The 24,457-nt window shown below is 53.8% G+C and carries 27 protein-coding genes; 12 read left to right on the top strand and 15 right to left on the bottom strand.

All coding sequences use genetic code 11. The annotated features are described in order from the left end of the window. Positions 1-11: 11 nt before the first annotated feature. The 4 genes from KF947_RS05780 to KF947_RS05765 form a co-directional block, all read right to left on the bottom strand. On the bottom strand, positions 12-1,286 hold the full coding sequence (locus KF947_RS05780) for a TRAP transporter large permease (RefSeq protein WP_227405710.1): 1,275 nt from the start codon (positions 1,284-1,286) through the stop codon (positions 12-14). Then, positions 1,283-1,813, bottom strand: coding sequence for a TRAP transporter small permease (locus KF947_RS05775; protein ID WP_227405709.1), 531 nt, complete (start codon positions 1,811-1,813; stop codon positions 1,283-1,285). Before KF947_RS05775 ends, KF947_RS05780 begins: the two co-directional genes overlap by 4 nt. Positions 1,814-1,878: 65 nt before the next feature. Continuing rightward, positions 1,879-2,877 (bottom strand): TRAP transporter substrate-binding protein, encoded by a 999-nt coding sequence (locus KF947_RS05770; RefSeq protein ID WP_227405708.1) that lies wholly within the window; start codon positions 2,875-2,877, stop codon positions 1,879-1,881. 59 nt (positions 2,878-2,936) lie between these two features. Further along, on the bottom strand, positions 2,937-3,764 hold the full coding sequence (locus tag KF947_RS05765) for a phosphogluconate dehydrogenase C-terminal domain-containing protein (RefSeq protein WP_227405707.1): 828 nt from the start codon (positions 3,762-3,764) through the stop codon (positions 2,937-2,939). A 234-nt stretch (positions 3,765-3,998) separates the two neighbouring features. On the opposite strand from KF947_RS05765, the gene KF947_RS05760 reads away from it, so the two are divergent. Further along, positions 3,999-4,709 (top strand): transcriptional regulator NanR, encoded by a 711-nt coding sequence (locus tag KF947_RS05760; RefSeq protein WP_227405706.1) that lies wholly within the window; start codon positions 3,999-4,001, stop codon positions 4,707-4,709. On the opposite strand, the gene KF947_RS05755 is transcribed toward KF947_RS05760, so the two are convergent. The 3 genes from KF947_RS05755 to KF947_RS05745 form a co-directional block, all read right to left on the bottom strand. Beyond that, entirely contained in the window at positions 4,706-5,638 is a 933-nt protein-coding gene (locus KF947_RS05755; protein WP_227405705.1) for a lysine exporter LysO family protein, read from the bottom strand. The two genes, KF947_RS05760 and KF947_RS05755, sit on opposite strands and share 4 nt — an antisense overlap. Beyond that, positions 5,639-6,280 (bottom strand): hypothetical protein, encoded by a 642-nt coding sequence (locus KF947_RS05750; RefSeq protein WP_413614128.1) that lies wholly within the window; start codon positions 6,278-6,280, stop codon positions 5,639-5,641. Between the two features lie 172 nt (positions 6,281-6,452). Continuing rightward, positions 6,453-7,388 (bottom strand): 2-hydroxyacid dehydrogenase, encoded by a 936-nt coding sequence (locus tag KF947_RS05745; RefSeq protein ID WP_227405703.1) that lies wholly within the window; start codon positions 7,386-7,388, stop codon positions 6,453-6,455. A 305-nt stretch (positions 7,389-7,693) separates the two neighbouring features. On the opposite strand from KF947_RS05745, the gene doeA reads away from it, so the two are divergent. From doeA to KF947_RS05695, 10 genes are all read left to right on the top strand, one after another. After that, positions 7,694-8,893, top strand: coding sequence for an ectoine hydrolase DoeA (gene doeA / locus KF947_RS05740; RefSeq protein WP_133729841.1), 1,200 nt, complete (start codon positions 7,694-7,696; stop codon positions 8,891-8,893). A gap of 38 nt (positions 8,894-8,931) precedes the next feature. Next, entirely contained in the window at positions 8,932-9,951 is a 1,020-nt protein-coding gene (doeB, locus tag KF947_RS05735; RefSeq protein ID WP_133729842.1) for a N(2)-acetyl-L-2,4-diaminobutanoate deacetylase DoeB, read from the top strand. 8 nt (positions 9,952-9,959) lie between these two features. Beyond that, the gene (locus KF947_RS05730; RefSeq protein ID WP_133729843.1) at positions 9,960-10,436 is read left to right on the top strand and encodes an Lrp/AsnC family transcriptional regulator; all 477 of its coding nucleotides are present in this window, start codon (positions 9,960-9,962) and stop codon (positions 10,434-10,436) included. Between the two features lie 223 nt (positions 10,437-10,659). After that, positions 10,660-12,156, top strand: a complete 1,497-nt coding sequence (locus KF947_RS05725) for an NAD-dependent succinate-semialdehyde dehydrogenase (protein WP_227405702.1) — start codon at positions 10,660-10,662, stop codon at positions 12,154-12,156. Positions 12,157-12,356: 200 nt separating this feature from the next. After that, entirely contained in the window at positions 12,357-13,790 is a 1,434-nt protein-coding gene (locus KF947_RS05720) for an aspartate aminotransferase family protein (RefSeq protein WP_088698902.1), read from the top strand. Positions 13,791-13,919: 129 nt separating this feature from the next. Continuing rightward, on the top strand, positions 13,920-14,597 hold the full coding sequence (locus KF947_RS05715) for a haloacid dehalogenase type II (RefSeq protein ID WP_227405701.1): 678 nt from the start codon (positions 13,920-13,922) through the stop codon (positions 14,595-14,597). Between the two features lie 61 nt (positions 14,598-14,658). Then, on the top strand, positions 14,659-15,006 hold the full coding sequence (locus tag KF947_RS05710; protein ID WP_088698900.1) for a putative quinol monooxygenase: 348 nt from the start codon (positions 14,659-14,661) through the stop codon (positions 15,004-15,006). Between the two features lie 33 nt (positions 15,007-15,039). Continuing rightward, positions 15,040-15,507, top strand: a complete 468-nt coding sequence (locus KF947_RS05705; protein ID WP_035559056.1) for an S-ribosylhomocysteine lyase — start codon at positions 15,040-15,042, stop codon at positions 15,505-15,507. A 290-nt stretch (positions 15,508-15,797) separates the two neighbouring features. Further along, positions 15,798-16,835, top strand: a complete 1,038-nt coding sequence (locus KF947_RS05700; protein ID WP_133729846.1) for a CNNM domain-containing protein — start codon at positions 15,798-15,800, stop codon at positions 16,833-16,835. A 226-nt stretch (positions 16,836-17,061) separates the two neighbouring features. Beyond that, positions 17,062-17,712: a peroxiredoxin gene (locus KF947_RS05695; RefSeq protein ID WP_133729847.1), complete on the top strand. Its 651-nt coding sequence runs from the start codon at positions 17,062-17,064 to the stop codon at positions 17,710-17,712. A gap of 102 nt (positions 17,713-17,814) precedes the next feature. Here KF947_RS05695 and KF947_RS05690 read toward each other — a convergent pair whose 3' ends face one another. The 5 genes from KF947_RS05690 to KF947_RS05670 all read right to left on the bottom strand — a co-directional run bounded on the left by KF947_RS05690 (position 17,815) and on the right by KF947_RS05670 (position 21,937). Continuing rightward, entirely contained in the window at positions 17,815-19,083 is a 1,269-nt protein-coding gene (locus KF947_RS05690; RefSeq protein WP_227405700.1) for a PAS domain-containing methyl-accepting chemotaxis protein, read from the bottom strand. A 577-nt stretch (positions 19,084-19,660) separates the two neighbouring features. Further along, on the bottom strand, positions 19,661-20,344 hold the full coding sequence (locus KF947_RS05685; protein WP_227405699.1) for a DUF3047 domain-containing protein: 684 nt from the start codon (positions 20,342-20,344) through the stop codon (positions 19,661-19,663). Further along, the gene (locus KF947_RS05680; RefSeq protein WP_227406278.1) at positions 20,331-20,540 is read right to left on the bottom strand and encodes a zf-HC2 domain-containing protein; all 210 of its coding nucleotides are present in this window, start codon (positions 20,538-20,540) and stop codon (positions 20,331-20,333) included. The genes KF947_RS05685 and KF947_RS05680 overlap by 14 nt, the downstream gene beginning before the upstream one ends. Before the next feature lie 165 nt (positions 20,541-20,705). Continuing rightward, positions 20,706-21,272, bottom strand: coding sequence for a sigma-70 family RNA polymerase sigma factor (locus KF947_RS05675; protein ID WP_227405698.1), 567 nt, complete (start codon positions 21,270-21,272; stop codon positions 20,706-20,708). A 107-nt stretch (positions 21,273-21,379) separates the two neighbouring features. After that, positions 21,380-21,937: a carboxymuconolactone decarboxylase family protein gene (locus tag KF947_RS05670; RefSeq protein ID WP_227405697.1), complete on the bottom strand. Its 558-nt coding sequence runs from the start codon at positions 21,935-21,937 to the stop codon at positions 21,380-21,382. A gap of 193 nt (positions 21,938-22,130) precedes the next feature. Here KF947_RS05670 and KF947_RS05665 point away from each other — a divergent pair, with 193 nt between their 5' ends. Further along, complete coding sequence (locus KF947_RS05665) at positions 22,131-22,784, top strand: c-type cytochrome (RefSeq protein ID WP_227405696.1); 654 nt, start codon at positions 22,131-22,133, stop codon at positions 22,782-22,784. Positions 22,785-22,874: 90 nt separating this feature from the next. Here the strand turns inward: KF947_RS05665 and KF947_RS05660 are convergent, their stop codons facing one another. The 3 genes from KF947_RS05660 to KF947_RS05650 all read right to left on the bottom strand — a co-directional run bounded on the left by KF947_RS05660 (position 22,875) and on the right by KF947_RS05650 (position 24,407). Further along, complete coding sequence (locus KF947_RS05660; RefSeq protein ID WP_227405695.1) at positions 22,875-23,429, bottom strand: DUF302 domain-containing protein; 555 nt, start codon at positions 23,427-23,429, stop codon at positions 22,875-22,877. A 109-nt stretch (positions 23,430-23,538) separates the two neighbouring features. Then, on the bottom strand, positions 23,539-24,090 hold the full coding sequence (locus KF947_RS05655) for a hypothetical protein (RefSeq protein ID WP_227405694.1): 552 nt from the start codon (positions 24,088-24,090) through the stop codon (positions 23,539-23,541). 77 nt (positions 24,091-24,167) lie between these two features. After that, positions 24,168-24,407, bottom strand: coding sequence for a hypothetical protein (locus KF947_RS05650; protein ID WP_227405693.1), 240 nt, complete (start codon positions 24,405-24,407; stop codon positions 24,168-24,170). Positions 24,408-24,457 lie beyond the last annotated feature (50 nt).

Raw genomic sequence — 24,457 nt, 5'->3', positions numbered from 1 at the left:
ACTCCGGCAGTTCAAAAAAGGAGATCGCGCAGAAAAAGCGAGATCATCGGCACATAGGTAATCAGCATCAGGCAGGTGATGATGGTGAGTACCGGTGGCAACAAAAATCGAAATAGCTGTTCAACGGGTAGCTTGGCTACTTGCGCGGCGGCAAAAAGATTCACCCCTAGAGGCGGAGTAAACATACCCAACGCTAAATTCACGACGATCACGATGCCGAAATGCACTGGGTCAATGCCGAACCCAATCGCAATGGGGGCCAAGATGGGGGCAAGAATTAAAATGGCGGCGGAGGTTTCGATAAACATTCCCACCACCAGTAGCAACATATTGATGGCTAGTAGGAAGGTGTAGCGATTATCAAAAGTGTTTTGTGCCCAGGCGCCGATGTCGCTAGCTAGTCCAGAGCGTCCAATTACAAAACTAAGAATCGAGGCCGCGGCAATAATCAGCATGATCGAACCTGCCGATAGCGCGCTCTCGCGGAAAATGCGCGGCAGATCACTTAGTTTGATGGTGCGATAAACCACCATGCCTAAGAACAGCCCATACATCACTGCCACAGCGGAGGCTTCAGTGGGGGTAAAGATGCCGCCGTAAATCCCGCCAATGATAATGATCGGCATTAGCAGAGCGAGAAAGGCACTGCGAAATGCGGGCCAAATGGGCGAGCGTAAATCACCATCCTGGGTGCCATAGCCTTTTAAGCGGCACCATATAACGACCATTACAATCAAGGCTATCCCGATCATTAGGCCGGGGCCAAAGCCAGCGAGAAATAGCTGTGTAATGGAGGTTTCTGTGCTGACACCATAGAGGATCAGAGGTACGGAAGGCGGAATGATGATACCCAGTTCCGCAGAAGAGGCCTGGATAGAGGCAGCCATCGGCGCCGGGTAGCCACGGGCTACCATGGCAGGAATCAAGATAGCGCCAATGGCAAAGGTGGTGGCCACACTGGAGCCCGATATGGCGGCAAACATCATGCAGGTAACCACGCAGGTGCAGGCCAGGCCGCCTTGAATGCCGCCTACTAGTGAGCGGGCAAACTCGACCATGCGGGTGGCAATACCGCCGTTGCTCATGATATGGCCGGCTAAAATAAAGAACGGCACCGCCATGAGCGGAAAGCTATCCAACCCCACGAACATGCGCTGTGGAACGACCATGAGTGGAACGCTGCTGAAGAAATAAAGACCAATCACTGCGGTTAAGGCGATAGCAACCGCAATCGGTATCGACAAGGCAAACAGCGCGATCAACGCTGAGCTGATTGCCAGATTCATGGTGTTTCTCCTACATCAGGGCGGATAGGAGTCGTCCTGTGCTGCCCGTGATGATGCTGATACTCGGCACAGAGCTGGCGCGCAACCACTGCGACGATGGCGACGGCACAGCCAGTGGGTATAGCGGCATAAAACCAGGACATAGGAATTTCGAGCATGGCGATTTGTTGTCCAGATACGCGCAAGGTGATCAGGTACCCCTGCCAGACAAGAATTGTGAGTAGTGTTAATACGGCGGCGCATACCAAACGCTGACCATGAATGCGTAAACGCGGGGGCAAGCGATCAAGGAAAAGATCAATGGAGATCATGGCGCCATACCAAAAAGCTGCAGCACTGACTAAAAACACGCTCCAGACAATTAATCCTCGCGCCAGGATTTCTGACCAGGCAGCGGGGTCGCCGAGAATAAAACGGGTAAAGACTTGGAAGGAGACTAAAGCCACCGCAATGGCAAGAAGTAATGCAGCGAGATTATGAGTGAGCTTGATGAGCCCCTGGGCCAAGCTATTCAGTAGCGACAACATAAGCGTAAACCTCATCGTCGGGGAGAAAATGCCTCCCGAAAGGGAGGCATACAGCAGAGGATGGCTCACTCGGTTGCGCGGATACGCTCTAGTAGTTCACTGCCATACTGGTCGGCGTAGCGTTCGTAGGCAGGTTCGGCGGCGGCACGGAACTGCTCGTAGTCGATCTCGGTCACCACTTCCATGCCATGACTGCGAAGCAGATCAACGCCTTCCTCTTCAATACGCTGAACGGCATCGCGTGAGGTTTGGGCGGCTACCTGGGCGGCCTCTCGGAACCAGCCCTGCTGCTCTTCACTCAGGTCGTCCCAATAGATCTTGGACATCACTAGGGCCGTGGGGGAGTAAACGTGGCCAGTCAGCGTCAGGTAATCCTGGATCTCCCACATATTATTCACGGTCAAAATGGGTATCGGGTTTTCTTGGCCGTCGATGGTGCCTTGCTGAAGGGCCGTAATGACTTCTGTCCAAGATATGGGCGTTGGTGCTGCGCCCAATGCTTTGAAGGTTTCCAGATGCACCTGGTTCTCCATGGTGCGAATCTTCATGCCTTCCATGTCTTCGGGAGTTTCGACCGGACGCACGCTATTGGTGAGGTGCCGGAAACCGTTTTCCGCCCAGGCCAAACCAATTAAGCCTTCGTCTTCGAACTCCTCCAGCAGTGATTGGCCAATCTCGCCATCCAGCACTTTATGGGCGTGATCGTAATCGCGGAATAGGAAAGGAAAATCCAGAGCGTATACCGAGGGAACGAAATTACCGATAGGGCCGGTGGAGGTTAGCGTTAACTCTACTGAACCGATCTGAAGGCCTTCAAGTACGTCGCGCTCGCCGCCTAATGCACTGGCAGGGCGCAGATTGATTTTAAATTCACCGTCGCTAAGTCGGTCAATCTCTTCGGCAAATGCTTGGCCTGCCTCACCATAGTGGGAGTTGAGTGGCGGCGTGAACGCTAGATTCATCTCTTGAACCGCAAACGCTGAGGTGCTGGCGGTCAGTACAAGGGCTGAGACGAGGGTGGCCGCAATGCTGACTGATATTTTGTTGAGCTTGTAAGAGGTCATGTTCTACTCCAGTTTGTTGTAATTAGCGGTAGAGCTTAGGTGTTTATGTCGCATTAACCCTAGGTAATACGCCGAATGCTTTCGGCAATTTCCTCAGGCTCAAATACGCGTTTCCAGTCATCGCGCATCAACTGGGGCTTGCCATTCTCAATTGCTTTATTGCAGGCATCGGAGAACACGCCGGGCTGCTCCTCGAAAATGACTGCCGCCAGAATATTCATATGGCCGAGCAAAAAGTCGCGCGCGCACTCTTGGTCAACGCCGCGGGCGACGACTTCATCCATTGCTTCGCGCATTACTACCAGCAGCGTGGCGCATACGGTTTCAGAAAGGCCGGGCTCAAGCAGCGCCATCTGCTCAACCGACACTCGATGCGAGCGAACCACCGGGGCATAGATGGTTTTCGCGATCGCTTCGCCTAATGCATAAAGCTCTTCAGGCCCCTGCATCAGGGCATTGACGATGTGCTGCTTAGCCTTGGCGCCGCCAAAGTAGTCACGCTTGGCATCTAGATCCGTTTCATCATTGAAGATCGGTGGGTGGCAAGGGTGCGTCACGAAGTAGACCAAGTCGTCACGGTTGGGCAGGTGGCCAGCAAAAGGAGCCGCAGCATCCAGCGTGATCACCATGGTACCGCTGGCCATTAGTGGTGATAGTTCTTCCGCGACGCGGCCCACTAGCGTGTCGGGAACCGCGAGTATCACTACTTGGGCCTCGGGAGCTGCCTGATGGGCATCTACGCAGCTAATCCCCAGGCCTTCTGATAGCCGCTGACGGCCTGCGTCACTCAATTCAACGTGGCTGACGGTGTAATCCGATCGTTGCAGGTTGCTTGACAGGCGATAGCCCATCTTTCCGCCGGCGCCGATAAGGGCGATGTTGGTCATAGCAGACTCCAATAAAGACATTGCATGGCGCTAGCCATGTGTTGGCCGAGGATCTAAAGAGGAAAAGCTAATTGCCCGGCAACTGGTATGATGACATAATATCTATAGCAGTCTGTCAAATGCTGCTTTGGTCGTATATAAGTAAATTTTGCCCCGTTTGCACTAGTGCAGCGTTAGACTGCGGATGCTCATTGGACAACCAAGTCGCTGTTTGGCTTGTGAGGAGAAATCGCCGTGCAACCAGCCCCTAAAATTACTCGGCGCAAGCTGTCAGATGAGGTGTTTGATCGTCTGTATGAAATGATTGAAGCGGGCCAATACAAGCCTGGTGATACGCTGCCTTCCGAGCGCGAGCTGATGGATAGCTATGGTGTGGGAAGACCAGCAATCCGTGAGGCGATGCAAACGCTTGAGCGTATTGGACTTGTCGAGATAAATCACGGTCAGCGCCCTAAAGTACTGCAGCCGACGGCGGTAGGATTGATGTCGCAGATCGATTTAACCGCTCGTCACATGCTCGCCAGCTCGCCACAGTCGCTTGAACAACTTAAAGAAGCGCGCACCTTCTTTGAGCTGGGAATGGTAGAGAAGGCGACGGGGCAGGCCTCTGCGGAAGACATTGCTCACTTGAGAGAGCTGTTAGAGCAGCAGCGCGGGCATTTAAATGGCAATGCACAAGCCTTTATCGAGGTCGATATGGCCTTTCATACCGCCATTGCCGGGATAACCCGCAATCCGATTTTCATGGCAACTAGCCAAGCCATGCTGGGTTGGCTAGCGCGTTTTCACGCTAGTTTGCTGCATTGGGAGGGCAATGAAGATATTACCCTGCTGGAGCATGCCAAAATTATTGACTGCATCGAGCAGGGGGATAAGGAGGCTGCCGTCGAGGAGATGCGCAAACATTTAGAGCGCGCACGTCTGCTTTATTGCCTGAACAATTAGCCCGATAGAGAAAGAAAGAACAGAATTAGCGGCGGGGAGAGCAGTGAAAGGATAAAACCACTGACCACAGCAATGGGCACGCAGGCCACGCCGCCGTGCTGCTGAATCACCGGCAGGGTGAAATCCATGGAGGTGGCGCCACCGTAGCCAATCGCCAGTGCGGTATGGCGGTGGATCACCAGCGGAATCAGGATAAATGCCAGCAGTTCCCGAGTCAGGTCGTTGAAGAACGCCACACCGCCCATCAGCGGGCCTAGCTGGTCACCAATTAGAATCGCTGAAAGCGAGTACCAGCCAAAGCCTGACGCCATTGCCAGGCCTTCGTTCCAGCTTAATGAGAGCAGTGGGGCGGCAGCCAAGCCTGCCAGCAGTGAACTTATTGCCAACGTCACCGCAATCGCCAGCCCCATGCGGTTAAGTAAGATCTGCCTGAGCGGCATGCCGGAGTTACGCAGCTGGCAGCCGATCAGGGCTAGCAGCAGATAGAGCACCCATTCGGCCAGTAAATCTGCACTGTTGAAAAGCCTTTCGCCCAGGTGTGGCCCTAGCAGCAGGCCAGCGATAACGCCCCCAGCCACCACGGCGACCAATAACAGCGACCCCTGCATGGCCGCCAGCTTACTGGTAGGGGCATTTTTCACCACCGGTGAGTTGCCTGCCTTAAGGGATAAACGACGTGATAGCCACCATAACGCTGCTAAATTAAACAGCGTGGTAATACTAAACAGTAGTAGCGCGTTGCCGCCTAGGCGCGAAAGTTGGCTAGTCAGGTTTTCAAGTCCGGCAAGGCTTATGCCCATGAACAGCAGAATCAGGTAAACCGAGCTATTAACTGCTCGGTTGATCAAGTTCTGTAACTGTGTGGAGCGGACGCGAACCAGATAGCCAAGAAAAAGCGGTAGTAGAACAATCAATAAACCGGAAAGCATTTAGGGCGTCGCGCCACCGTTTGGGTTGAAGTTAGTTAATGTCAGCTGCGTTTCGCGGCGACCCTCTTTTCGATATACCGCAGAAAGAATCAGCCCGGGCCAGTCAGGGTGAAAGCTAATGGTTAGCAGGCGGTCGGGCTTCTCGATATCAATGAGCGATACGTTCAGTGCTTCAAACTCTCCTGCGGGAACCTCAATGCTGCCTGGGTCGGTAACGTAATATTGAAAGTGCTCATCGCGTCCTTTTTGATCGACAAACTCAATCGCGCAGGGGGCGTTCTGTGTGCAGTTTTCGTGCCCCGCCCGGCGCGAGAGATCAAACAGCGCCGCCTGGCGATCTAAGCTGGGAATATCACTTTCATTTAACTGATAGCTATCACCTACGCCCAGTACCGAATAGCTGCTGTTAAAAAGTAGCGCGTTAATGCCATTGTCATTGAGCGAAAAACGGCTGTACTCCTGGCCACGAGCTACAGTTATCGAGAAGCGCATATCGCTTAACCAGTGATTCCCTTCGTTAGAGAGGCGATGGGTAATAGTAGCCCCAGGCCAACCGCGAACCTCAAGCCGATACTGTGCTTCAAAGGGCCTAGGGGCTTCAAAAGACTGCGGCTCTTTGGACGTGTCTGCTGCTAACGCCATGTTGCTAGAGCACCAGACGGCAAAACTCAACCCCATCCCTGCGAGCACGCGGCTAGGCAGTCGTGCGAAAACATTGACCAAGGGCCTTTCCTCCATAAAGGGTATCTTCCTAAGAGCCTTTAGCCACTGCTTGGTTCCCAGAGTGCCAGTATAGCCTGGGCAGGGGTTGGCGTCAGTAACCTGCCTCCGGGTTGATAGTGGAGAGTTTTTCACCCGATTCAAAGGCATGCAAGTAAGCGATCACTTGGTCGATGGCATCGTTAAGCGGAGTAGGCGCCGCCATATGGGGTGTGATGATTACCTTAGGGTGCTGCCAGAGCGGGTTGTCAGTGGGCAGCGGCTCTTCCTGGAATACATCCAATAGCGCTCCACGCAGGTGACCCGGCTGTTTGCCGCTACCCAGTGCTTCCAATAGCGCCTGTTCATCAATCAAACTACCCCGACCAGGGTTAATCACACTAGCGCCTTGGGGCAGTTGGGCCAGCCGATCGGCGTTGAGAATATGGTGAGTGGCGGCCGTATCGGGCAAAATGGTGATTAGGCTCTGCACTTGGCCGAGCAGTTCGCTTAACCCGTCGTCGCCGTGAAAGCAGTCCACGCCGCTGATCTGTTTGGGAGAACGGCTCCAGCCCAGCACTGGGAAACCTGCTTGCTGCAGGGCGCTGGCCACAAAGCTGCCAATGGCACCCAGGCCTAATACGCCCACCCGCCACTGGGATTTTTCCACCACCTCCTGTGGTTGCCAAGTGGCGTTATGCTGCTGAGTGGCGTAACGATCCATGCTGCGGTAGAAGTGCAGCACGCCGTACAGGGCATAATCGGCCATCAGCTCGCCCATGCCCGCATCACGTAATTTTACAATCGGCACGTCTTTGGGCAGGCCTGGGGTTTTCAGCAGATAATCCACCCCTGCGCCTAAATTGATGATGCCTTTGAGCTGGGTCTGCTCTTGCAGCAAATGGGCGGGGGCTTTCCAGATGGCGAGATAGTCGGCATCTTTACGCTCATTCGCTGGCGCCTCGCTGGTGAGTACAGTGGCTCGGGGCAGGGCTTCAGCAAGCGCTGCTTGCCACTGTTTAGCCTCATCGATATGCACAACAATTTTCATCGCGTTCCCTTCCTGATAAAAGTGTCATCACTGCAAACTATCATGGTGAGCACTCAGGGTCGTTGCAAGCTCGCTTAGTGCAAATAACGATGCCGTATGCACTTTTTGTCATAAAGCCTTTGACCGCCAACCAAGGGTCGGTGCTAGTATCGGGTTAAGACGACATTGGCGGGCCTGCTGCAAGCGCGGCAGATGCAACCCCGACACCTGATCGGTGGTGGCCAGGTCGATCCTGTGGCCCAGCGTTGCGTGCCTATAGTAGGCAGTGCGCTGGTTCTTGGTGATCTTTAATGGCGAGTTGCCCGATGACTCAGGTTTCCCTGCCTTTCACGCGCGAAGAGTACGCTACCCGCCTGTGGAAAGTGCGTGCTGAAATGGCCAGTCGTGGCATTGACGTACTGATCGTCAGTGACCCTTCCAATATGGCTTGGCTAACCGGCTACGACGGTTGGTCGTTTTATGTGCATCAGTGTGTGCTGGTGGGCCTTGAAGGCGAGCCGGTATGGTTCGGACGGCGTATGGACGCCAACGGTGCCCTGCGCACCTGCTGGATCGATCCCGACAACATTACTTACTATCCGGATTACTACGTACAGAATCCGGACATGCATCCCATGGAGTACCTGGCCCAGTCGATCATGCCGGATCGCGGCTGGCATCTAGGCGTGGTGGGCATGGAAATGGATAACTATTACTTCTCCGCCAAGGCCTATTTAAGCCTGCTGCGCGAGCTTCCCCATGCACGCTTTATGGATGCCAATTCGCTGGTGAACTGGTGTCGGGCGATCAAATCGCCGCAAGAAGTGGCCTATATGCGGATTGCCGCCAAAATAGTGGAAGGCATGCATACGCGTATTTTGGAAGTGATCGAGCCAGGCTTGCCCAAGAGCAAGCTGGTGTCAGAGATTTACCGCGTTGGCATCGAAGGTTTTGTGGATGAGAATGGTAAAGTCTTTGGCGGCGACTATCCTGCCATAGTACCCATGCTGCCCACTGGTAAGGACGCCGCCGCGCCGCACCTGACCTGGGACGACACACCGTTTCGCAAAGGGGAAGGTACCTTCTTTGAGATTGCCGGGGTGTTTAAGCGCTACCACGCACCGATGTCGCGCACGGTATTTCTGGGTACGCCGCCGACGGATTTTATTCGCGCAGAATCAGCTCTGTTGGAAGGCATCGAAAACGGCTTGGCCGTGGCCAAACCCGGTAACCGCACGGCGGATATCGCCATGGCGCTGGGTGCAGCGATGGATAAATACGGCTTTGATCGCGGCGGCGCACGCTGTGGTTATCCCATCGGTATTTCGTACCCGCCCGACTGGGGTGAGCGCACCATGAGCCTACGCCCCTCCGATGACACTATTCTGGAACCGGGCATGACGTTCCACTTTATGCCGGGGCTCTGGGAAGAAAACTGGGGCTTGGAAATTACTGAAAGTATTTTAATTACCGATGATGGGTGCGAAACCCTGGCCAATTTTCCGCGCCAGCTGTTTGTGAAGTAGAGCTGATATAGCCGCCCGTAACAGGAAGGAAATTTTTCATGACGACAATGCGACCAAGTCCCATTTCCGCCACCGTTGATTTTGATGCCGATGGCGTGCAGCACGGCTTTTTAAAGCTACCGATTTCTACCGATGAGTCTGCCTGGGGCGCGGTGATGATCCCCGTGACCGTGGTTAAGAACGGCGAAGGCCCCACGGCACTGCTGACCGGCGGCAATCACGGCGATGAATATGAAGGCATCACCTCGCTGTTGAAGCTCTCTTCAACGCTGAAGGCAGAGGACGTGACGGGGCGGGTGATTATCGTGCCGTGCATGAATACCCCGGCGGTCATGGCCGGGAAACGCACCTCGCCCATGGACAAGGGCAACCTCAATCGCAGCTTTCCCGGCGACCCCAATGGCAGCGTCACGCCGCAAATTGCTGACTACTTCACCCGCGTATTGGTGCCGATGAGCGACGTGGTGCTAGACCTTCACTCGGGCGGCCGTACGCTGGATATTCTGCCCTTCGGCGCGTCCCATGTGTTGGATGATAAAGCGCAGCAGCAGGCTGCTCTGGAAGGTGCTAAAGCCTTCGGAGCCCCTTACGCCATGGTGATGTTTGAATTGGATGCAGAAAAACTCTTCGACACCGCCTGCGAGCGCCAGGGCAAAGTCTTTGTCGCCACCGAGCTGGGCGGCGGCGGCACCTCAACGCCCCAGAGTATCGCGATTGCAGAGCGTGGCGTGCGTAATTTCCTGATTCACTATGGCCTGGTAAAAGGCGAAGTGGAAATGCCCACAGGTGGGCAGATGTATCTCGATATGCCTGACGCCAGCTGTTACGTACAGAGCCAGCATTCTGGCGTGTTAGAGCTGTTGGTAGCGCTAGGCGACGAAGTGAAAAAAGGCCAAACCATCGCCTATGTGTACGACATGACCCGCAGTGGCACCGACCCGGTTGCTTACAAAGCCGAGCGCGATGGCATCCTGATGGCTCGCCGCGCGCCCTCGCTCATCAATATGGGGGATACCCTGGCGGTGATTGCCGATGTTGTTGAACGCCTGGAGGCGTAGCCCTCGGCATGATGAAACTTGACCGGTACGATCTGAAAATCCTCGACATCCTCTCCCGCGATGGGCGAATCACTAAGTCGAAGCTGGCCGAAGCGATCAATCTCTCGGTCAGCCCCTGTTGGGAGCGGGTAAAGAGGCTGGAAAAAGCCGGCGTGATCCAGGGCTACAGCGCGCGCATCAATAGCGAGGTATTGGTGCCGCGCAATGCGGTCTGGGTACAGATCGAGCTCAAACAACACAACGTGGACAGCTTTGCGCGTTTTGAGGCGTTGGTAATGCAAACCCCGGAAGTTACCGAGTGCGTGGCTGTGGGGGGCGGGGTGGATTACCTGGTCAAGTTTGAAGCGCGCACCATCGATAGCTATCAGCGTTTGATGGATAAGTGGCTGGTTTCTGAAGCCGGTATCGAGCGCTATTTTACCTATATCGTTACCAAAACCGTTAAGCGCGTTCCTATAGGTATTGATACCGACGATATTCTTTAATGCAGTTTTTGGTTCCCTATCGTAAGCCCACCAAAAAAAAGTACTGCCAAACGCCCTCTGACAAAAAAAGTCGCGTGATAAGTCTCGGTTTTCAAAAACACTTCGTGGCTCCTCTCCGTTAACCTGGGGGCATTCGACAGCAAGGCTTATGAGCGCTTGCTGACAATGCCACACAGTAATTGCAGCGCTCGGTTAGCCAGACTGCATTTGAGGAGAGGTTCCCATGACCACACTATCGACCACGCTCGCCAAGCGCCTGGAAGATCCGCGTCTGTTCCGGCAGTACGCCTACGTGAACGGTAAGTGGACCCACGGGGAAGGCGGTCGCGAAGAGGCTGTCTACGACCCGGCCACCAATGAAGCCATTGGCCATATCCCTTTGCTGGAAGCCGAGCAGATCACCGCTGCCGTAGACGCCGCTGAAGCTGCGTTTGTACAGTGGCGTGCGCTACGCGCTGACGAGCGCTGTGAGCGCTTGCTGGCTTGGTACGATCTGATTCAAGCCAACCGCGAAGACCTCGCCACTATTATGACCCTGGAGCAGGGTAAGCCGCTGCCCGATGCCCGTGGGGAGGTGCAGTACGGTGCCAGCTTTGTGCGCTGGTTTGCCGAAGAGGGCAAGCGTACCTATGGCGAAACCATCCCTAGCCATATCCCCAATGCATCACTGGGCACCATTAAAGAGCCGGTGGGTATCGCCGCAATGATTACGCCGTGGAACTTCCCGCTGGCGATGATTACCCGCAAAGCCGCGGCAGCGCTGGCAGCGGGCTGCCCGGTAATCGTCAAACCAGCTAACGAAACACCCTACTCAGCGTTGGCGCTGGCGGAGCTGGCCGAGCGTGCTGGGATTCCCGCAGGGATTTTCAACGTAGTGCTAGGCGATCCAGCGGAAGTCTCAAAGATCCTCTGCAGCGAATCGCGTATTCGGGCGCTGTCGTTCACCGGTTCCACCCGGGTGGGTCGCCTGCTGATCGAGCAGAGCGCTAACACTGTTAAGCGGCTCTCGTTGGAATTAGGCGGCAATGCGCCGTTTATCGTTGGGCCGGATATGGATCCCAAAGAGGCGGCCTTTGCGGCAATAGACGCCAAGTTCCAAACTGCCGGACAGGACTGCCTTGCCGCCAATCGCATTCTGGTACATGAAACTATTCACGATGAGTTCGTCGAGCATTTCAGCGAGCGTATGGCGGCGCTTACCGTGGGCAATGGCCTCCAAAGCGAGATAGACCTTGGCCCGCTTATTCACCGTCAGGCGGTGGAGAAAGCGGCGGCGATTGTCGATGACGCCATCTCCAAAGGAGCCACCGTGATCGGTGGTGATCAAAGCCAAGCGCCCGGCGAGAACTTCTTTATGCCGGTGATGCTGACCGGCGTAACGGCGCAGATGAAAGTGTGGCGGGAAGAGAACTTCGCGCCGGTGGCCGGCATCACCGCCTACAGCACCGACGACGAAGTGATTGAAATGGCCAACGACACCGAGTACGGCCTGGCTGCGTACATCTACACCCACGATATTCGCCGCATCTGGAAGCTAATGCGCGCGCTAGAGTACGGCATGGTTAGCGTCAACTCGGTTAAGATGACCGGCCCGCCGGTTCCCTTTGGTGGCGTTAAGCAGTCCGGCCTTGGCCGCGAAGGCGGCGCCACGGGTATCGATGAGTATCTGGAAACGAAGTATTACTGCCTGGGCGCGCTGGGTTCAGTGTCTGGGAGCTGAATTTGGAAGTTTAATCTCGGGTAGAAAAGCTTCGCGCGCTGAAGCGCCCTCCCACAACACCCGTTCAGGAGCTTGAGTTGGTTCTGTGGGAGGCCGGCTCCGCCGGGCGAAGGCGCCGCTAGGTGCCCAACATTTAGTCAGTCACCAAAGATAAAATACCTCCCCACTTATGGGGAGGTTTACTGTATAGAGAGAACGCTATGAGCTTGCATCAGGATTTGATCGAACGCGATCGTAAAGTTACTTTCCACGCCTCTACTCACCTACGTGACTTCGCCCACGGCGATGCGCCGGGGCGTGTGATTACCGGCGGCAAAGGCATCAATATCGTGGATAAAGACGGCCGTGAATTTATCGACGGCTTTGCCGGGCTTTACTGCGTCAACATCGGCTACGGTCGCACCGAAGTCGCCGAAGCGATCTATAAGCAAGCGTTAGAACTCTCTTACTATCACACCTATGTGGGCCACTCCAACGAGCCGCAGATCGAACTTTCCGAGCGTATTTTGAAAATCGCCGGTATGAACATGTCCAAAGTGTACTACGGCATGTCCGGCTCGGACGCCAACGAAACCCAGCTCAAGATCGTGCGCTACTACAACAACGTGCTGGGCCGCCCGCAGAAGAAAAAGGTTATCTCACGCATGCGCGGCTACCACGGCTCGGGCATTGCTTCCGGCTCGCTGACCGGTCTGAAAGCGTTCCACGACCACTTTGATCTGCCCATTGACACCATTCGCCATACCGAAGCGCCGCACTACTACCTACGCGCCGCCGAACAGCACGGTATGACCGAACTCGAGTTCTCCGCTTACTGCGCCGACAAGCTGGAAGCGATGATTCTGGAAGAGGGCCCGGATACTGTGGCTGCCTTTATTGGCGAGCCGGTTCTGGGTACGGGGGGTATCGTACCGCCGCCGGAAGGCTACTGGGATGCGATTCAAACCGTGCTGGCGAAGTACGATGTGTTGCTGATTGCTGATGAAGTGGTGTGTGGCTTTGGCCGTACCGGCTCTGATTTCGGCAGCCATCACTACAATATGAAGCCTGACCTGGTCACCATCGCCAAGGGCTTAACTAGCGCCTACCAGCCGCTCTCCGGTGTGATTGTGGGTGAGAAAGTCTGGCAGGTGCTGGAGCAGGGAACCGGTGAGTACGGCCCCATCGGCCATGGCTGGACCTACTCTGGCCACGCCCTGGGCTGTGCGGCAGGGCTAGCTAACCTGGATATCATTGAGCGTGAAAATCTGGTGGGCAACGCTGCTGAAACCGGCGGCTACTTCCAGCAGCAGCTAAAAGCTAACTTTGAAGGCCACCCGCTGCTGGGCGACGTACGCGGCGTTGGCTTAATGGCGGCACTGGAGTTCTCCCCGGATGCCAAGCAGCGCCTGCACTTCGACCCGGCACTTAAAGTCGGCCCTCGCGTGGCGGCTGCTGCCATGGAAGAGAACCTGATTGCCCGGGCCATGCCCCAAGGCGATATTCTCGGCTTTGCGCCGCCGCTGACCATTAATCGTGGGGAAGTGGATGAGATGATTGGCCGCGCCAAGCGCGCCATTGACCGGGTTACCGATGAACTGGTGCGCTCTGGCGACCTGAAAAGTGGTGAAAAAGAGGCCGCGTTTACGGTTTGATGACCTGATTTAGCCTTCGAAGCGCCGCTGCCTGTGCAGCGGCGCTTTTGTTATTGAAGGTGTCTACTATGCTAAAGATATAAGCTGAACTCAGGTCACAATTAATTGAAAGTTAAGGAGTAGCCAACGATGCAACCGGTCTTAGCCTTCGATGTATACGGTACGTTGATCGATACCCAAGGGGTTACCGTTGAGCTCGAACGTCGCCTAACGGATGCCTCCAAAGCCGGTGAATTTGCCCGCCGCTGGCGCGATAAGCAGCTTGAGTACAGCTTTCGCCATGGCCTGATGGGAGCTTACGTGCCGTTTTCGGAGTGCACCCGCGAAGCGCTGGTGTTTATCGACCGCGCACTGCAAACCGGGCTTTCGGATAACGACCAAGATCATCTAATGGCGGTCTACGGTGAGCTGCCCGCGTTTGACGATGTAGTGCCTGCGCTAGATCAGCTTCGCGATGCGGGCATACGCTGTGTGGCATTTTCGAACGGTACAGCGGATGCTGTGTCCAAACTACTTACCCGCGCAGGCGTTGAGAGTCATATGGACGATGTAATCAGCGCCGATGAGGTAAAACGCTTTAAGCCAGACCCCGCGGTGTACACTCATTTGCGTAGCCGCTTGGAGACACGCCCTGAGCAGACATGGCTGGTTTCCAGTAACCCCTTTGATGTGATTGGCGCCACCCATGCAGGCCTACGCAGTGCCTGGATACGGCGCAGCTCTGACGCCCCTTTCGACCCTTGGGGGATTGAGCCGGATATGACCGTGACCGATCTAGAAGCATTGGCAGAGCGCATCATCCGCTAGGTTGTTAACCTACATCGACAAGCCGCATAATGACGTACGCTTGACGACTTAGGAGATGATTATGTCAGAAAAGATTTACTGTATTGCCGGTTTTAAGCCCAAACCCGGCAAAGAAGAGGCGGTATTCAAAGCGCTTCAGTCGTTAGAGCCGAACACCCACCGGGAAGATGCGTGCATTCACTACACCGTGACCCGGCAGATCGATAATCCCTTCGCCCAGGGCACCAGTTACCCGATTGTGTTTCATGAAATCTGGGCCAGCCGCGAAGAGTTTGAAGCCCATTGCCAGCGCAAAGAGATTCAAGACTTCTTTGCCAAGCACGTTGAAGCGCCGGATGGCGATATCGAAGATGCCAACGTGTGTGTCTACACCGATGAGCCCTGGAATTTTGACGCGCCCAAGGTTTAAGCGAATCAAGCTTTAAGCGAAAAAGGAGCCAATATGACCGATAAAAAGATGAACGTAGAGAGCTTTAACCTGGATCACACCAAGGTAAAAGCCCCGTACGTACGTTTAGCTGATATTAAAGAAGGCCAGAACGGCGATCGTATCCATAAATACGACCTGCGTATCTGTCAGCCCAACAAAGATCATATGGAGATGCCAGCCCTGCACTCCCTTGAGCACTTGATGGCTGAGCTGTCGCGTAATCACACCGATAAAGTGGTCGATATCAGCCCCATGGGCTGCCAAACCGGCTTCTACATTGCGATGATCAACCACGACGACTACGACGGCGTGATCACCATCATCGAGCAAACACTAAACGACGTGCTAGAAGCCACTGAAGTGCCTGCCTGCAATGAAATGCAGTGCGGTTGGGCTGCCAGCCACAGTTTGGAAGGCGCCCAGGAACTGGCTCGCAACCTGTTGGCCAAGCGCAGCGAGTGGACTGAGGTGTTCGCCTAAGCGTTATATCGCAGTAAGCAGATAGTTAGCCTGACGCCTCCCCGATGCTACTTATAGCAAGGGGAGGCGTTTTTATTGAGAGCGCTTTAACGAATGGAAAACGCTGATCAACAGTGACATCCTGACGCGTTGGTCGCGGTTTTAAAGGCATCTTCGTTGCCATCGGTGCCGCGCTGCCGCTGCGCCCATGAATTTAGCTCTGCGGGCTTGATGAGTGCGTGATAGAGAAGTATTGACTTCCACTTATGGTGCCCCTATAAACCCGGTACAACCCATCACTCTAGGCCCTCATGTTCCTCCTAATCACGATTGCTACCCTTTCAATCGCGTTCTCGTTTTTATGTTCCATCCTTGAAGCGGCGCTTCTTTCAATTACGCCCAGCTATATTGCTAAGCAGAAAGAAGATAACCCCAAGTTGCACGCCTCGCTTACGCGCCTGAAGGCTAATATCGATCGGCCCCTAGCCGCTATTTTGACGCTCAACACGATTGCCCATACCGTGGGTGCAACGGCAGTGGGTGCTCAGGCCGCGGTCGTGTTTGGCGAAGCCTCTATTGCCATCGTCTCGGCGGTAATGACCATGGCGATTTTAATACTGTCGGAAATTATTCCGAAGACCATTGGCGCGACTTACTGGCGTGGTTTATCGCCGTTTTTGCCGCGCTTTTTAAATCCGATGATTATAGGCCTGCTGCCTTTTATCTGGATGTCGGAACAGATCACCCGTCGACTAGGTAAGTCAGAGCACGATGTCGATTTGCGCGATGAAATTAAAGTGCTGGCCCGTGTCGGTCTGGAAGAGAAGGTGCTGGATGCCGACGAGTCGCGCACCATTATCAATATGCTCAACTTGCACGATATCTTGGTTAGCAAAGCGATGACTCCGCGCACGGTGTGTGAAACCGTTTTGCCTGACATGACCGTGAAAACGTTTGATGAGCAGTATGGCAAAGCACCGTTCACACGCTTTCCAGTGATGGACAATGGTGAGCAGGCCTTTGGCTATGTGCATAAAGCGGATATGTATCATGCCGACGATGCCAAAACAATGCGTGAGTTGATGCATCCGATCGGCAGCGTGGACGTCTCACATAACGTTGAGCAGGTATTCACCTCCATGCTGAAAGACCACCTGCACATGCGGGTGGTCTACGATGAGCACGGTACCTTTGTAGGTTTAATAACGTTAGAAGACATTATCGAAACCATTCTGGGGCAAGATATTGTCGATGAGACCGACAATGTGGCCAATCTACGCCACTATGCGAAACAAAAGTGGATAAAGCGGGTGAAGCGGGAAGATAAAGACGCCAAAGCAGAGGAGTAATCCCTGGGAAGGGATGCTCTGTTTGTATAGCTAGAACGGCGCCTTCGGGCGCCGTTCTGGTTTTACTGGCAGTTATGTTCAGGCTTTTGTGCCGTTGGACTACGCTTGGCTGAGCGAGTGAACGTTGTGTTACGACTCGCTGTCTTAGCGCTAAATGATCTATAGTGAAGGTGTTGAAAGTCAAATAAGCTATTAGGGCGTCTAACGCCCATTTAAGGAGGAAAGCATGTCATTACGTATTAATGCCGTCGTGCCCGATTTCGAAGCGGAGACTAGCCAAGGGCCGATTCGCTTTCATGACTGGATTGGCGACAGCTGGGCAATCCTGTTTTCGCACCCTAAAGACTTTACCCCGGTTTGCACGACGGAATTCGGTGCCGTTGCACAGTTGAGCGCAGAGTGGACGAAACGCGGCACCAAAGTGATCGGTGTTTCCGTGGATGGCGTTGAAGACCACAAGCGCTGGGGCAATGACATCCAAACCGTCAGCGGCAGCGAAGTCGATTTTCCGATCATTGCCGATGATGGGCTAACGGTGTCAAAGCTGTACGACATGCTGCCCGAAGATGCCTATCTGCCCGATGGCCGTACGCCTGCAGACAGCGCCACGGTGCGTTCGGTGTTTATTATTGGGCCGGATAAGCAGTTGAAACTATCCATGACCTATCCAATGACCGTAGGGCGCAACTTTGCCGAAATCCTACGCGCCCTGGATGCATTGCAAACCACGTCCAAACACGGCGTTGCCACACCGGCCGATTGGACGATAGGTCAGGACGTGATTATTCCGCCTAGCGTTTCTGACGCGGATGCCAAGCAGAAGTATGGCGAATACGAAACGGTTCTGCCCTACTTGCGCAAAACGCCACTGCGCTAATGGCGTTAATAGAGTGATGTAAGAAGCGAAAAGCCAGCGCCTGTGAACTGCACCCCAAAAGTTGGACACTCATCCAACGATTGGGGTGTTTTTCATGGCGCATCAAGCGGATTCTAGCGCAAGCTGTTCAATGGACGTTGAAACGTTGCGTGCCCCGGTGAGTATCTCATTGACGATAATCTCAATTTCGCTAACGCTGGTTTGGCTTGATTTCCCCTGCTCCACTACCTGCTGCATGGCGTGAGTGGTGCGCTCGACTAAGGCGTTGTTCTCTTTTAGCACTCGGGTAATATCCTCTACCGCTTCACTAGAGCCTTTGGCCAGGCGGCGTACTTCGTTAGCCACCACCGCGAACCCGCGCCCCTGTTCACCGGCGCGTGCGGCTTCCACCGCGGCATTGAGCGATAGCAGGTTGGTTTGGTTAGCGATACGGGCAATCGACTCGGTAATGCTGTTAATACTCTGTGCCTGATTGTTAAGTGCGGCGATTAGCTGCTGTGCTTCTGCCAATGTTAGTGCCGCTTGTTCAGAATCACGCACAACGCGCTGCAGATGGCTAAGACCGTTTTGGGCGATCTGCTCTGTTTGAGAGGATGTGCTCTGGGCAGCAGTGACGGCACGTGTAGCGGACTCTGCCGCCTGAACGGAGCGGGTAATATCGGTGGCAAACTTGACCACTTTTACTACGTTTCCATGACTATCTTTAATCGGGTTGTAAGTCGCCTCTAGCCATACGCTGGCACCACGAGAATCCAAACGCTCAAACTTGCCTTGCATGTACTCGCCCTGAGCCAGCCGCTCCCAGAAGCGGGGGTTAGTTTGAGAAAAATTGGCGGGGCAAAACATTCTGTGGTGTGCGCCAACTAATTCATCATTTCGATAGCCCATGGCCTGCTCAAAATTTGAGTTGGCATTGAGAATTTCACCGCTAGGGGTAAATTCAATGACTGCCATGGAGCTATTTAGCGCTTCTAAAACGGCATTTTTGCGTTCTGCTTCCTGATGCGCGACGGTAATGTCATTGGCGATTTTAAGTACCTCGACAACCTTACCGCGTCGGTTACTGACCGGTAAGTAAGTCGCCTCTAACCAAATTTCTTCACCTTGGGCATCCGAACGGCGAAAGCGTCCTTGCTGGCTATGTCCCGCTGCCAGTGCTTGCCAAAAAGCACGGTACTCATGGCTGCTACTTTCTTCAGGAAAACAGAAAATCCGGTGGTGTTCCCCCTTTACTTGGTCAAGGGTATAACCGACGGCGCTTAGGAACGGCTCACTTGCCTTCTTGATAACCCCTTCAGGTGTAAAAGAGATACAAGCAGTATGTTGATACAGTGCACTGTGTAAACCATTAGAAGCGAGAAGTTTGAGCATGGCTATTCCTTTCAATGGGGCTATTCAAGACTTGTGTACAAGGGTAGAGCAGTCCCAGTTTGTAAGCATCACTTTGTATCTAGATGACACAAAATGTTGCATTTGTAAGGGTTTCGGTGTTTTTGATTAGTAGTTAGTTGCTAATATAGGCATTTAGTAAAATTGATAATGATATTTATTCGCATGTATCGTCACCTGAAAGCTATTTTTTCAAGCAATTTGAAAAGGCAGTAGAACTAGTCATACGTATTCGCTGCATTGTGTATAGGTTGTGTACAGCTATTATTGTATATGAATTGCTCGAGCAAAGCACTTTTTGCATAATTTTTGTATAGGTTTATATGGCAAGCATAAAAATCCATCCCGAGGGACAATGTTGGCGTAGTGGCTTGTAGTGTCTGACTGGTGGGGTTAATGGTTTAGCGCGTTTAGGGCAGGAAGGAGAGAAGCAAGTGTATACTTGTTAGCTAGCCAGACTGGTGGTGAACATTACGCTGCCTCAAGCGCTCGAAAGCTACGAGGTACGATCTGAAGGGGTGGTGGCTAACTCATCGTTTGTGCTGATTATTTTATACAGTTACTGCGGGCAGGCGGGTGCGTCTTTGCTGCTTGAAAAACCTAAATGGGTAAACCAAGCCGTTGCATTAACACCTGCATTATCGCCGTCGCTCATCAAAGCAATACCATCGATATGGCTAGGCGCGCTTCCGAAAAGTGCAGTAAAGTCAGCGCGTACATCGCGAACTTCTGCTACCCAATCGCCAACACGATTTTCACCGCTTTGCAGAGCGATTAGCTGCGCCCGCTGAGTAAATGCATTGGGCCAGGTAGCGCCCTGTGGCTGTGTAGAAGCCCACACATAGTTCACCGACTCCACCTGCCAAGGCAAAAGGCCCGTTTTATGCGCAACATAAACGCGGGCGGGGTAATCATCACCCGCTTTAGTGGTTTCGTCTAACCCTGCATAGGTGTTACTTACTTGCCAGCACCAGTGCAGGTAGGGCGTTTCATTTAAGTCAATTTCACGTTCAAGATAGCGAGCAGACGCTTGGCCTTGGGATTCGGATTCCAACACCCGGCGGCCTGCTCGTTCAACGATAGCGTAGCGTGTTTCCCCTTCAAAACTGCGGGTGGGCCAGGTCATTATCTGGTTAGGAGTAAAATACACTTCCTGGGCGATTGCCGCCCCCACTATAAGCAGTGAACTGCAAACAATAGCTCCTATCATCAAGACCGCATTTCTACAATTATTTCGGGTCATGACGGTCGCTCTTATCGTTTGATGCATCAGGTATGTCGGGGTGGTGGTGGCCGATCTTGTGTAACAGATCAAACTGGCGAGCACAGGTGCGGCAGGCCCCGCACATAGAGAGATGAAATCGTAGCGCGGCGCTTTCACGAAATGTGAGCGTTCTATCCTGTTTAAGCGACATTAAACGCGTCGCTTCTCGGCACATCATCATAGCGTAACCCTCTCACGAGTATTGGTCGGCGTTCGGTCATTACCCATGGTCAATATGCCCTTAACAATGTATCGATTAACACTTGGTGCTTTTAAAGTGACATTCCTTACAACTTTAAAATAGAGCGGGTTGTAGGAAAAAATGTGTGATTGATACGATTTATGTTAACCAGCCTTTTTCAATACAGCCCCGCAGCCGCAAGCGCGCACGGTGCAAAATCACCCAACAGTTCGCATCGCTAAGCGTTAATGCCTCACAGATCTCCTGGGTGGTCAGCCCCATTAATTCACGCATGGTGAAAACCTGGGCAGTATTATCTGGTAGCACCATTAAACAGGTATCGAGTAAGCGCCAAAACGCCGCGTTTTCGAGTATCTGGTCGGGGTCGCCCCAAGGAGTGGGTTTGCTGGCAGCTTGCCAGCGCCCGTTCTCTTTAAACAGGTTTTCAAACGAATCCTCATCACTTAGCTCATCGTCTTGCCAAGAGAAATAGCGCCGTTCATGACGGAAGCGCTCAAGTATTTTATTTTTTAAAATGCCAAATACCCAGGTTTCAAACGCTGAACGCCCTGAAAAGCTCTGGTGCTTCTCTAAAGCGGTGACCAGCGTATCCTGCACCGTATCTTCAGCGGCGGCGCTATCGCGTAACTGCAAGCGCGCGAAGGCGACAAGCTTGGGCCGCAGCGTCGCGATATGCTCTTCAGTAGAGTGCGTGGCAGTCGTCACGGCAGGATCCTCATGGGTATACCGATCACGTTTTCGAAGAGGCTTAACATTTTGTGCATGCCTTAACCAGGCCAGTGATCGCAACAGCGACCACTGCCAAACATAAGTTATGACGCAGGAGCTTCCCAAGCTAACGGCTTAAGCTCTTCATTAAGTGGTGTGCCAGCAATATGGTTGGTGTAGTTGGAGAGTGTTTTCAGCGCGCAGGCAATTACCAGCTCAAGCACCTGCTGCTGAGTAAAACCTGCCTCAAGAAAAGCATTCAACTCGGTTTGCTCAGCCCAGCCGCGCTGTGCGTTTAGGTGGCGGGCAAAGCGTGTCACAGCGGCAAGCTTGGCATCGTTAGGTGCGCTGCGTGCGCGTAGATCTTCGATGATCTCGTCATCGGCCCCGGCTTTCTTGATTCCTCCGGTATGTGCCGCCACGCAGAATTCACAGCGGTTATCCGCGCTAATGGCGAGCAGAGCTGCTTGCTGTTCAACAGGGCTAAGGCTGGTTTTGGAATAAATGCCGTCAAGCGTTAGATAGGCTTCGAGTAGCGTTGGCGCTTCCGCCATTTTGGCAAAGATATTAGGCAGAAAACCCATCTTTTTTGCAGCGGCTTGAAGGTTCGCTTGAGCCTCTTTAGGGGCACTCTCAGCGGTATGTAATGGAAAATCAGTCATTTCAAACTCCTTCTGATCAATAAATGATCGTGTCGCTGTGTCGTCAACTGGCTTGAATTATTATGGAACAATTGGTTCATAAATGACAATGGTAACGTTTAAAAATACACAAAGAGGTGTAAGGAGAGCGTGATGTCGTTCACTCATATAGCGAAACAATAGATAAAAACGTTTGGATACTGAGGTGAACACCATGTCGCTAACTAAACAAAAACGCAGTGATTTGCTGGATAAACTTCGTCGCCAGGTTCGTTACAGCACACCCGTCTTGGTGCTGGTGGTAGGCGGCGTTGCGCTGGGCGTTTCGGCCAATGAGCAAAACGTAGTCGCCAACGATCAATCGGCTACGAGTGAACTACTGCTGGCAAGTAATCACGCAGAGGCAGAGGCGCAACCTGCAGGCGTGGCTAGCGCTGAAGGTGAAGCAGAGGGTGGTGTGCAGCCTAATGAACGTACGCAGTTAGTGTCCCGGCCCGAAGGTTACGTACCCGGTTACGATGAAAACGGTGACAACCCCAAAACACTCATTGAACGCGGTGAAGCCCTGTTCAATGACACCTCGTTGAGTACGAATGGACTCTCCTGCGCTAGTTGCCACGGTAGCGACGGCCAACAAGGCTATCAGGCAACGTTCAATCAGCCATACCCTCATCCGGTGGCCATGGGAACTAATATGTTTGGCATGGACACGGTGCACGCCGATGAAATGGTGCAGCTCTGCATGGTCTCCCCCATGGCCGCTGATCCATTGGATTGGGAGTCTGAGGATTTAGCGGCGTTGGCCGCCTATGTAGTTAATGCACGACAGCGGTTGGTCGGTGAAGCTGATGGTCATTGTGATATGTAGGCTTCTCTTGTGTAAAAGTGAATGATGTAAACCGAACGACGGAGTCTGATCAGGCTCCGTCGTTATTTACAGAGTACATGGCGTCTGTACTTAACGTTGGATTGCGTTGTCGGCGATGCGTGTGAATAACTCATCCAGTTCACTGGCAATCTTCGCCAGTTCATCATCGTCACCCTGCCCATAGGGAGCGAAGACGGCACTGGGCGTCTTCCACGACAGCGTGGCGCTTTCTGAGTCATTTTCGGTTACGTAAAAGCGCAGTGGCGCTTCAATCATGGCGGGGACGCTTTCGCGGATAATGCGCACGGCAAAATCGTTACGAAACACGCCGATGACTCGGTTGCCGGGAATCGTTTCGCCGCGGCGGGCGGCGGCGTCGGTTGGGCTGGCTTCAGTCACTACCAGCATATCGGCTTGTTCAACGGCGCGGCGCAGATCCTCCACCAGGTCGGCATAGGGTTTGTCGGTTTCTACCACGTTCCAGCCTTCCTGCGGCCAGTCGACAGCCGTATCGGCATTCGAGGTGAGTGAAAAACTGAACAGTAAAAATCCCATGAGGAGGGTTGAGAGTCGTTGCCTTGCACCAGCAAGCAATCCTTGATCGTGACGCCAGGCACCTGAATCACGAGTAGGCAAAGTAGGCATGAGGAAGCCTCCCACAGTCTGCATTTTTTTGATCTGTCCGAGGATAAGTGACTAGTAGGGACCAACCCTTACAGCCTCGTTGTTTATCAGTTAAAAGAGACAAGGGCTTTCAAGAGGCGAAACGCTGCCGCGCCCAGTAGCGGAGCGTCGATGGGTGAACACCGAAGTGCTTGGGTAGCGCGATGCCCAACTGTTCGCAAAACGTACCCAGCAGCGCCATATGGTGAATGCTGTGGCTGGTTAGAAACGCCAGCTCCCGGCCCAGGCTGGTGGGCAGTGCCACCGAATCGTCAGCGTCACCCACCTCAACCGGATAGCTCAGCGTTAGGGCGGCATCATGTTGCATGTTCGCCAATGCCTTGAGCCCCGCCTGCAGCGCTTCAGTACGCTCACCCGCATAGCCTGGCTGGGTTTCCAGCGCCGCTTCCCGCGGGCGATTTTCATAATCAAAAGTCGCCTGAGTAGGGGCCGTCGCGCAGGCATCCAGCAGGGTTTGGTAGTGCTCAAGGATATGGCGAACGTGCTTGCCCAGGGACTGGGTACCCTTGGCGCCGAGCGGGCGCTGGTAGTCCTGTGCAGACACGCGGCCCAGCAGTAGGGTGAGCTGAGCGAGGGTTTGCATGTTTTCGTCTATCAGTGGCGACAGCAATGATGTCGACATGGTCGTTAGCCTCCCGGTGAAGTGTGCCGGTGCGTACACCGGCACAGAAGCAGTTATCCTAGCGGGCAAGGCCAGTGTTAACCGGCTTCGGCACCGCCTTCCGCTTCACCTTCCATTTCTTCCTCGTCGGCGCCCTCAGCGCTGCCTTCCGCCAGCATCATGGGTGCTTCCTGCATCGAGGTGAACCCTTCGGTGGGTTCGTCGGCCTGGGCCTGGAAGGCCAGGCCACCCGCTACCAGCGCAAGGGCGGGGGCGGTATAGCCGAACTGGCGGCTAAGGCGGCTCAGTAAACGACGTTTAGCTTCGTTTTGAGACATGAGGCTTCTCCTTTTGGTGTGACAAGCAAATGCGCCAGATGGCGCGACTT

Source organism: Halomonas sp. FeN2, from assembly GCF_020595105.1.
Classification (GTDB): Bacteria; Pseudomonadota; Gammaproteobacteria; order Pseudomonadales; family Halomonadaceae; genus Vreelandella; species Vreelandella neptunia.
This window is presented reverse-complemented; position numbering and strand designations above follow the sequence as displayed.

Excerpts from the sequence above, each read along its gene's own strand:
- KF947_RS05655 (WP_227405694.1), bottom strand. The coding sequence starts at position 24,090 with ATGTCGACATCATTGCTGTCGCCACTGATAGACGAAAACATGCAAACC.
- KF947_RS05665 (WP_227405696.1), top strand. The coding sequence starts at position 22,131 with ATGTCGCTAACTAAACAAAAACGCAGTGATTTGCTGGATAAACTTCGT.
- KF947_RS05755 (WP_227405705.1), bottom strand. The coding sequence starts at position 5,638 with ATGCTTTCCGGTTTATTGATTGTTCTACTACCGCTTTTTCTTGGCTAT.
- KF947_RS05745 (WP_227405703.1), bottom strand. The coding sequence starts at position 7,388 with ATGAAAATTGTTGTGCATATCGATGAGGCTAAACAGTGGCAAGCAGCG.
- KF947_RS05710 (WP_088698900.1), top strand. The coding sequence starts at position 14,659 with ATGTCAGAAAAGATTTACTGTATTGCCGGTTTTAAGCCCAAACCCGGC.
- doeA (WP_133729841.1), top strand. The coding sequence starts at position 7,694 with ATGACTCAGGTTTCCCTGCCTTTCACGCGCGAAGAGTACGCTACCCGC.
- KF947_RS05780 (WP_227405710.1), bottom strand. The coding sequence starts at position 1,286 with ATGAATCTGGCAATCAGCTCAGCGTTGATCGCGCTGTTTGCCTTGTCG.
- KF947_RS05700 (WP_133729846.1), top strand. The coding sequence starts at position 15,798 with ATGTTCCTCCTAATCACGATTGCTACCCTTTCAATCGCGTTCTCGTTT.
- KF947_RS05695 (WP_133729847.1), top strand. The coding sequence starts at position 17,062 with ATGTCATTACGTATTAATGCCGTCGTGCCCGATTTCGAAGCGGAGACT.
- KF947_RS05775 (WP_227405709.1), bottom strand. The coding sequence starts at position 1,813 with ATGTTGTCGCTACTGAATAGCTTGGCCCAGGGGCTCATCAAGCTCACT.
- KF947_RS05670 (WP_227405697.1), bottom strand. The coding sequence starts at position 21,937 with ATGACTGATTTTCCATTACATACCGCTGAGAGTGCCCCTAAAGAGGCT.
- doeB (WP_133729842.1), top strand. The coding sequence starts at position 8,932 with ATGACGACAATGCGACCAAGTCCCATTTCCGCCACCGTTGATTTTGAT.
- KF947_RS05680 (WP_227406278.1), bottom strand. The coding sequence starts at position 20,540 with ATGTGCCGAGAAGCGACGCGTTTAATGTCGCTTAAACAGGATAGAACG.
- KF947_RS05720 (WP_088698902.1), top strand. The coding sequence starts at position 12,357 with ATGAGCTTGCATCAGGATTTGATCGAACGCGATCGTAAAGTTACTTTC.
- KF947_RS05685 (WP_227405699.1), bottom strand. The coding sequence starts at position 20,344 with ATGACCCGAAATAATTGTAGAAATGCGGTCTTGATGATAGGAGCTATT.
- KF947_RS05715 (WP_227405701.1), top strand. The coding sequence starts at position 13,920 with ATGCAACCGGTCTTAGCCTTCGATGTATACGGTACGTTGATCGATACC.
- KF947_RS05770 (WP_227405708.1), bottom strand. The coding sequence starts at position 2,877 with ATGACCTCTTACAAGCTCAACAAAATATCAGTCAGCATTGCGGCCACC.
- KF947_RS05660 (WP_227405695.1), bottom strand. The coding sequence starts at position 23,429 with ATGCCTACTTTGCCTACTCGTGATTCAGGTGCCTGGCGTCACGATCAA.
- KF947_RS05730 (WP_133729843.1), top strand. The coding sequence starts at position 9,960 with ATGATGAAACTTGACCGGTACGATCTGAAAATCCTCGACATCCTCTCC.
- KF947_RS05725 (WP_227405702.1), top strand. The coding sequence starts at position 10,660 with ATGACCACACTATCGACCACGCTCGCCAAGCGCCTGGAAGATCCGCGT.
- KF947_RS05650 (WP_227405693.1), bottom strand. The coding sequence starts at position 24,407 with ATGTCTCAAAACGAAGCTAAACGTCGTTTACTGAGCCGCCTTAGCCGC.
- KF947_RS05690 (WP_227405700.1), bottom strand. The coding sequence starts at position 19,083 with ATGCTCAAACTTCTCGCTTCTAATGGTTTACACAGTGCACTGTATCAA.
- KF947_RS05765 (WP_227405707.1), bottom strand. The coding sequence starts at position 3,764 with ATGACCAACATCGCCCTTATCGGCGCCGGCGGAAAGATGGGCTATCGC.
- KF947_RS05705 (WP_035559056.1), top strand. The coding sequence starts at position 15,040 with ATGACCGATAAAAAGATGAACGTAGAGAGCTTTAACCTGGATCACACC.
- KF947_RS05750 (WP_413614128.1), bottom strand. The coding sequence starts at position 6,280 with ATGGCGTTAGCAGCAGACACGTCCAAAGAGCCGCAGTCTTTTGAAGCC.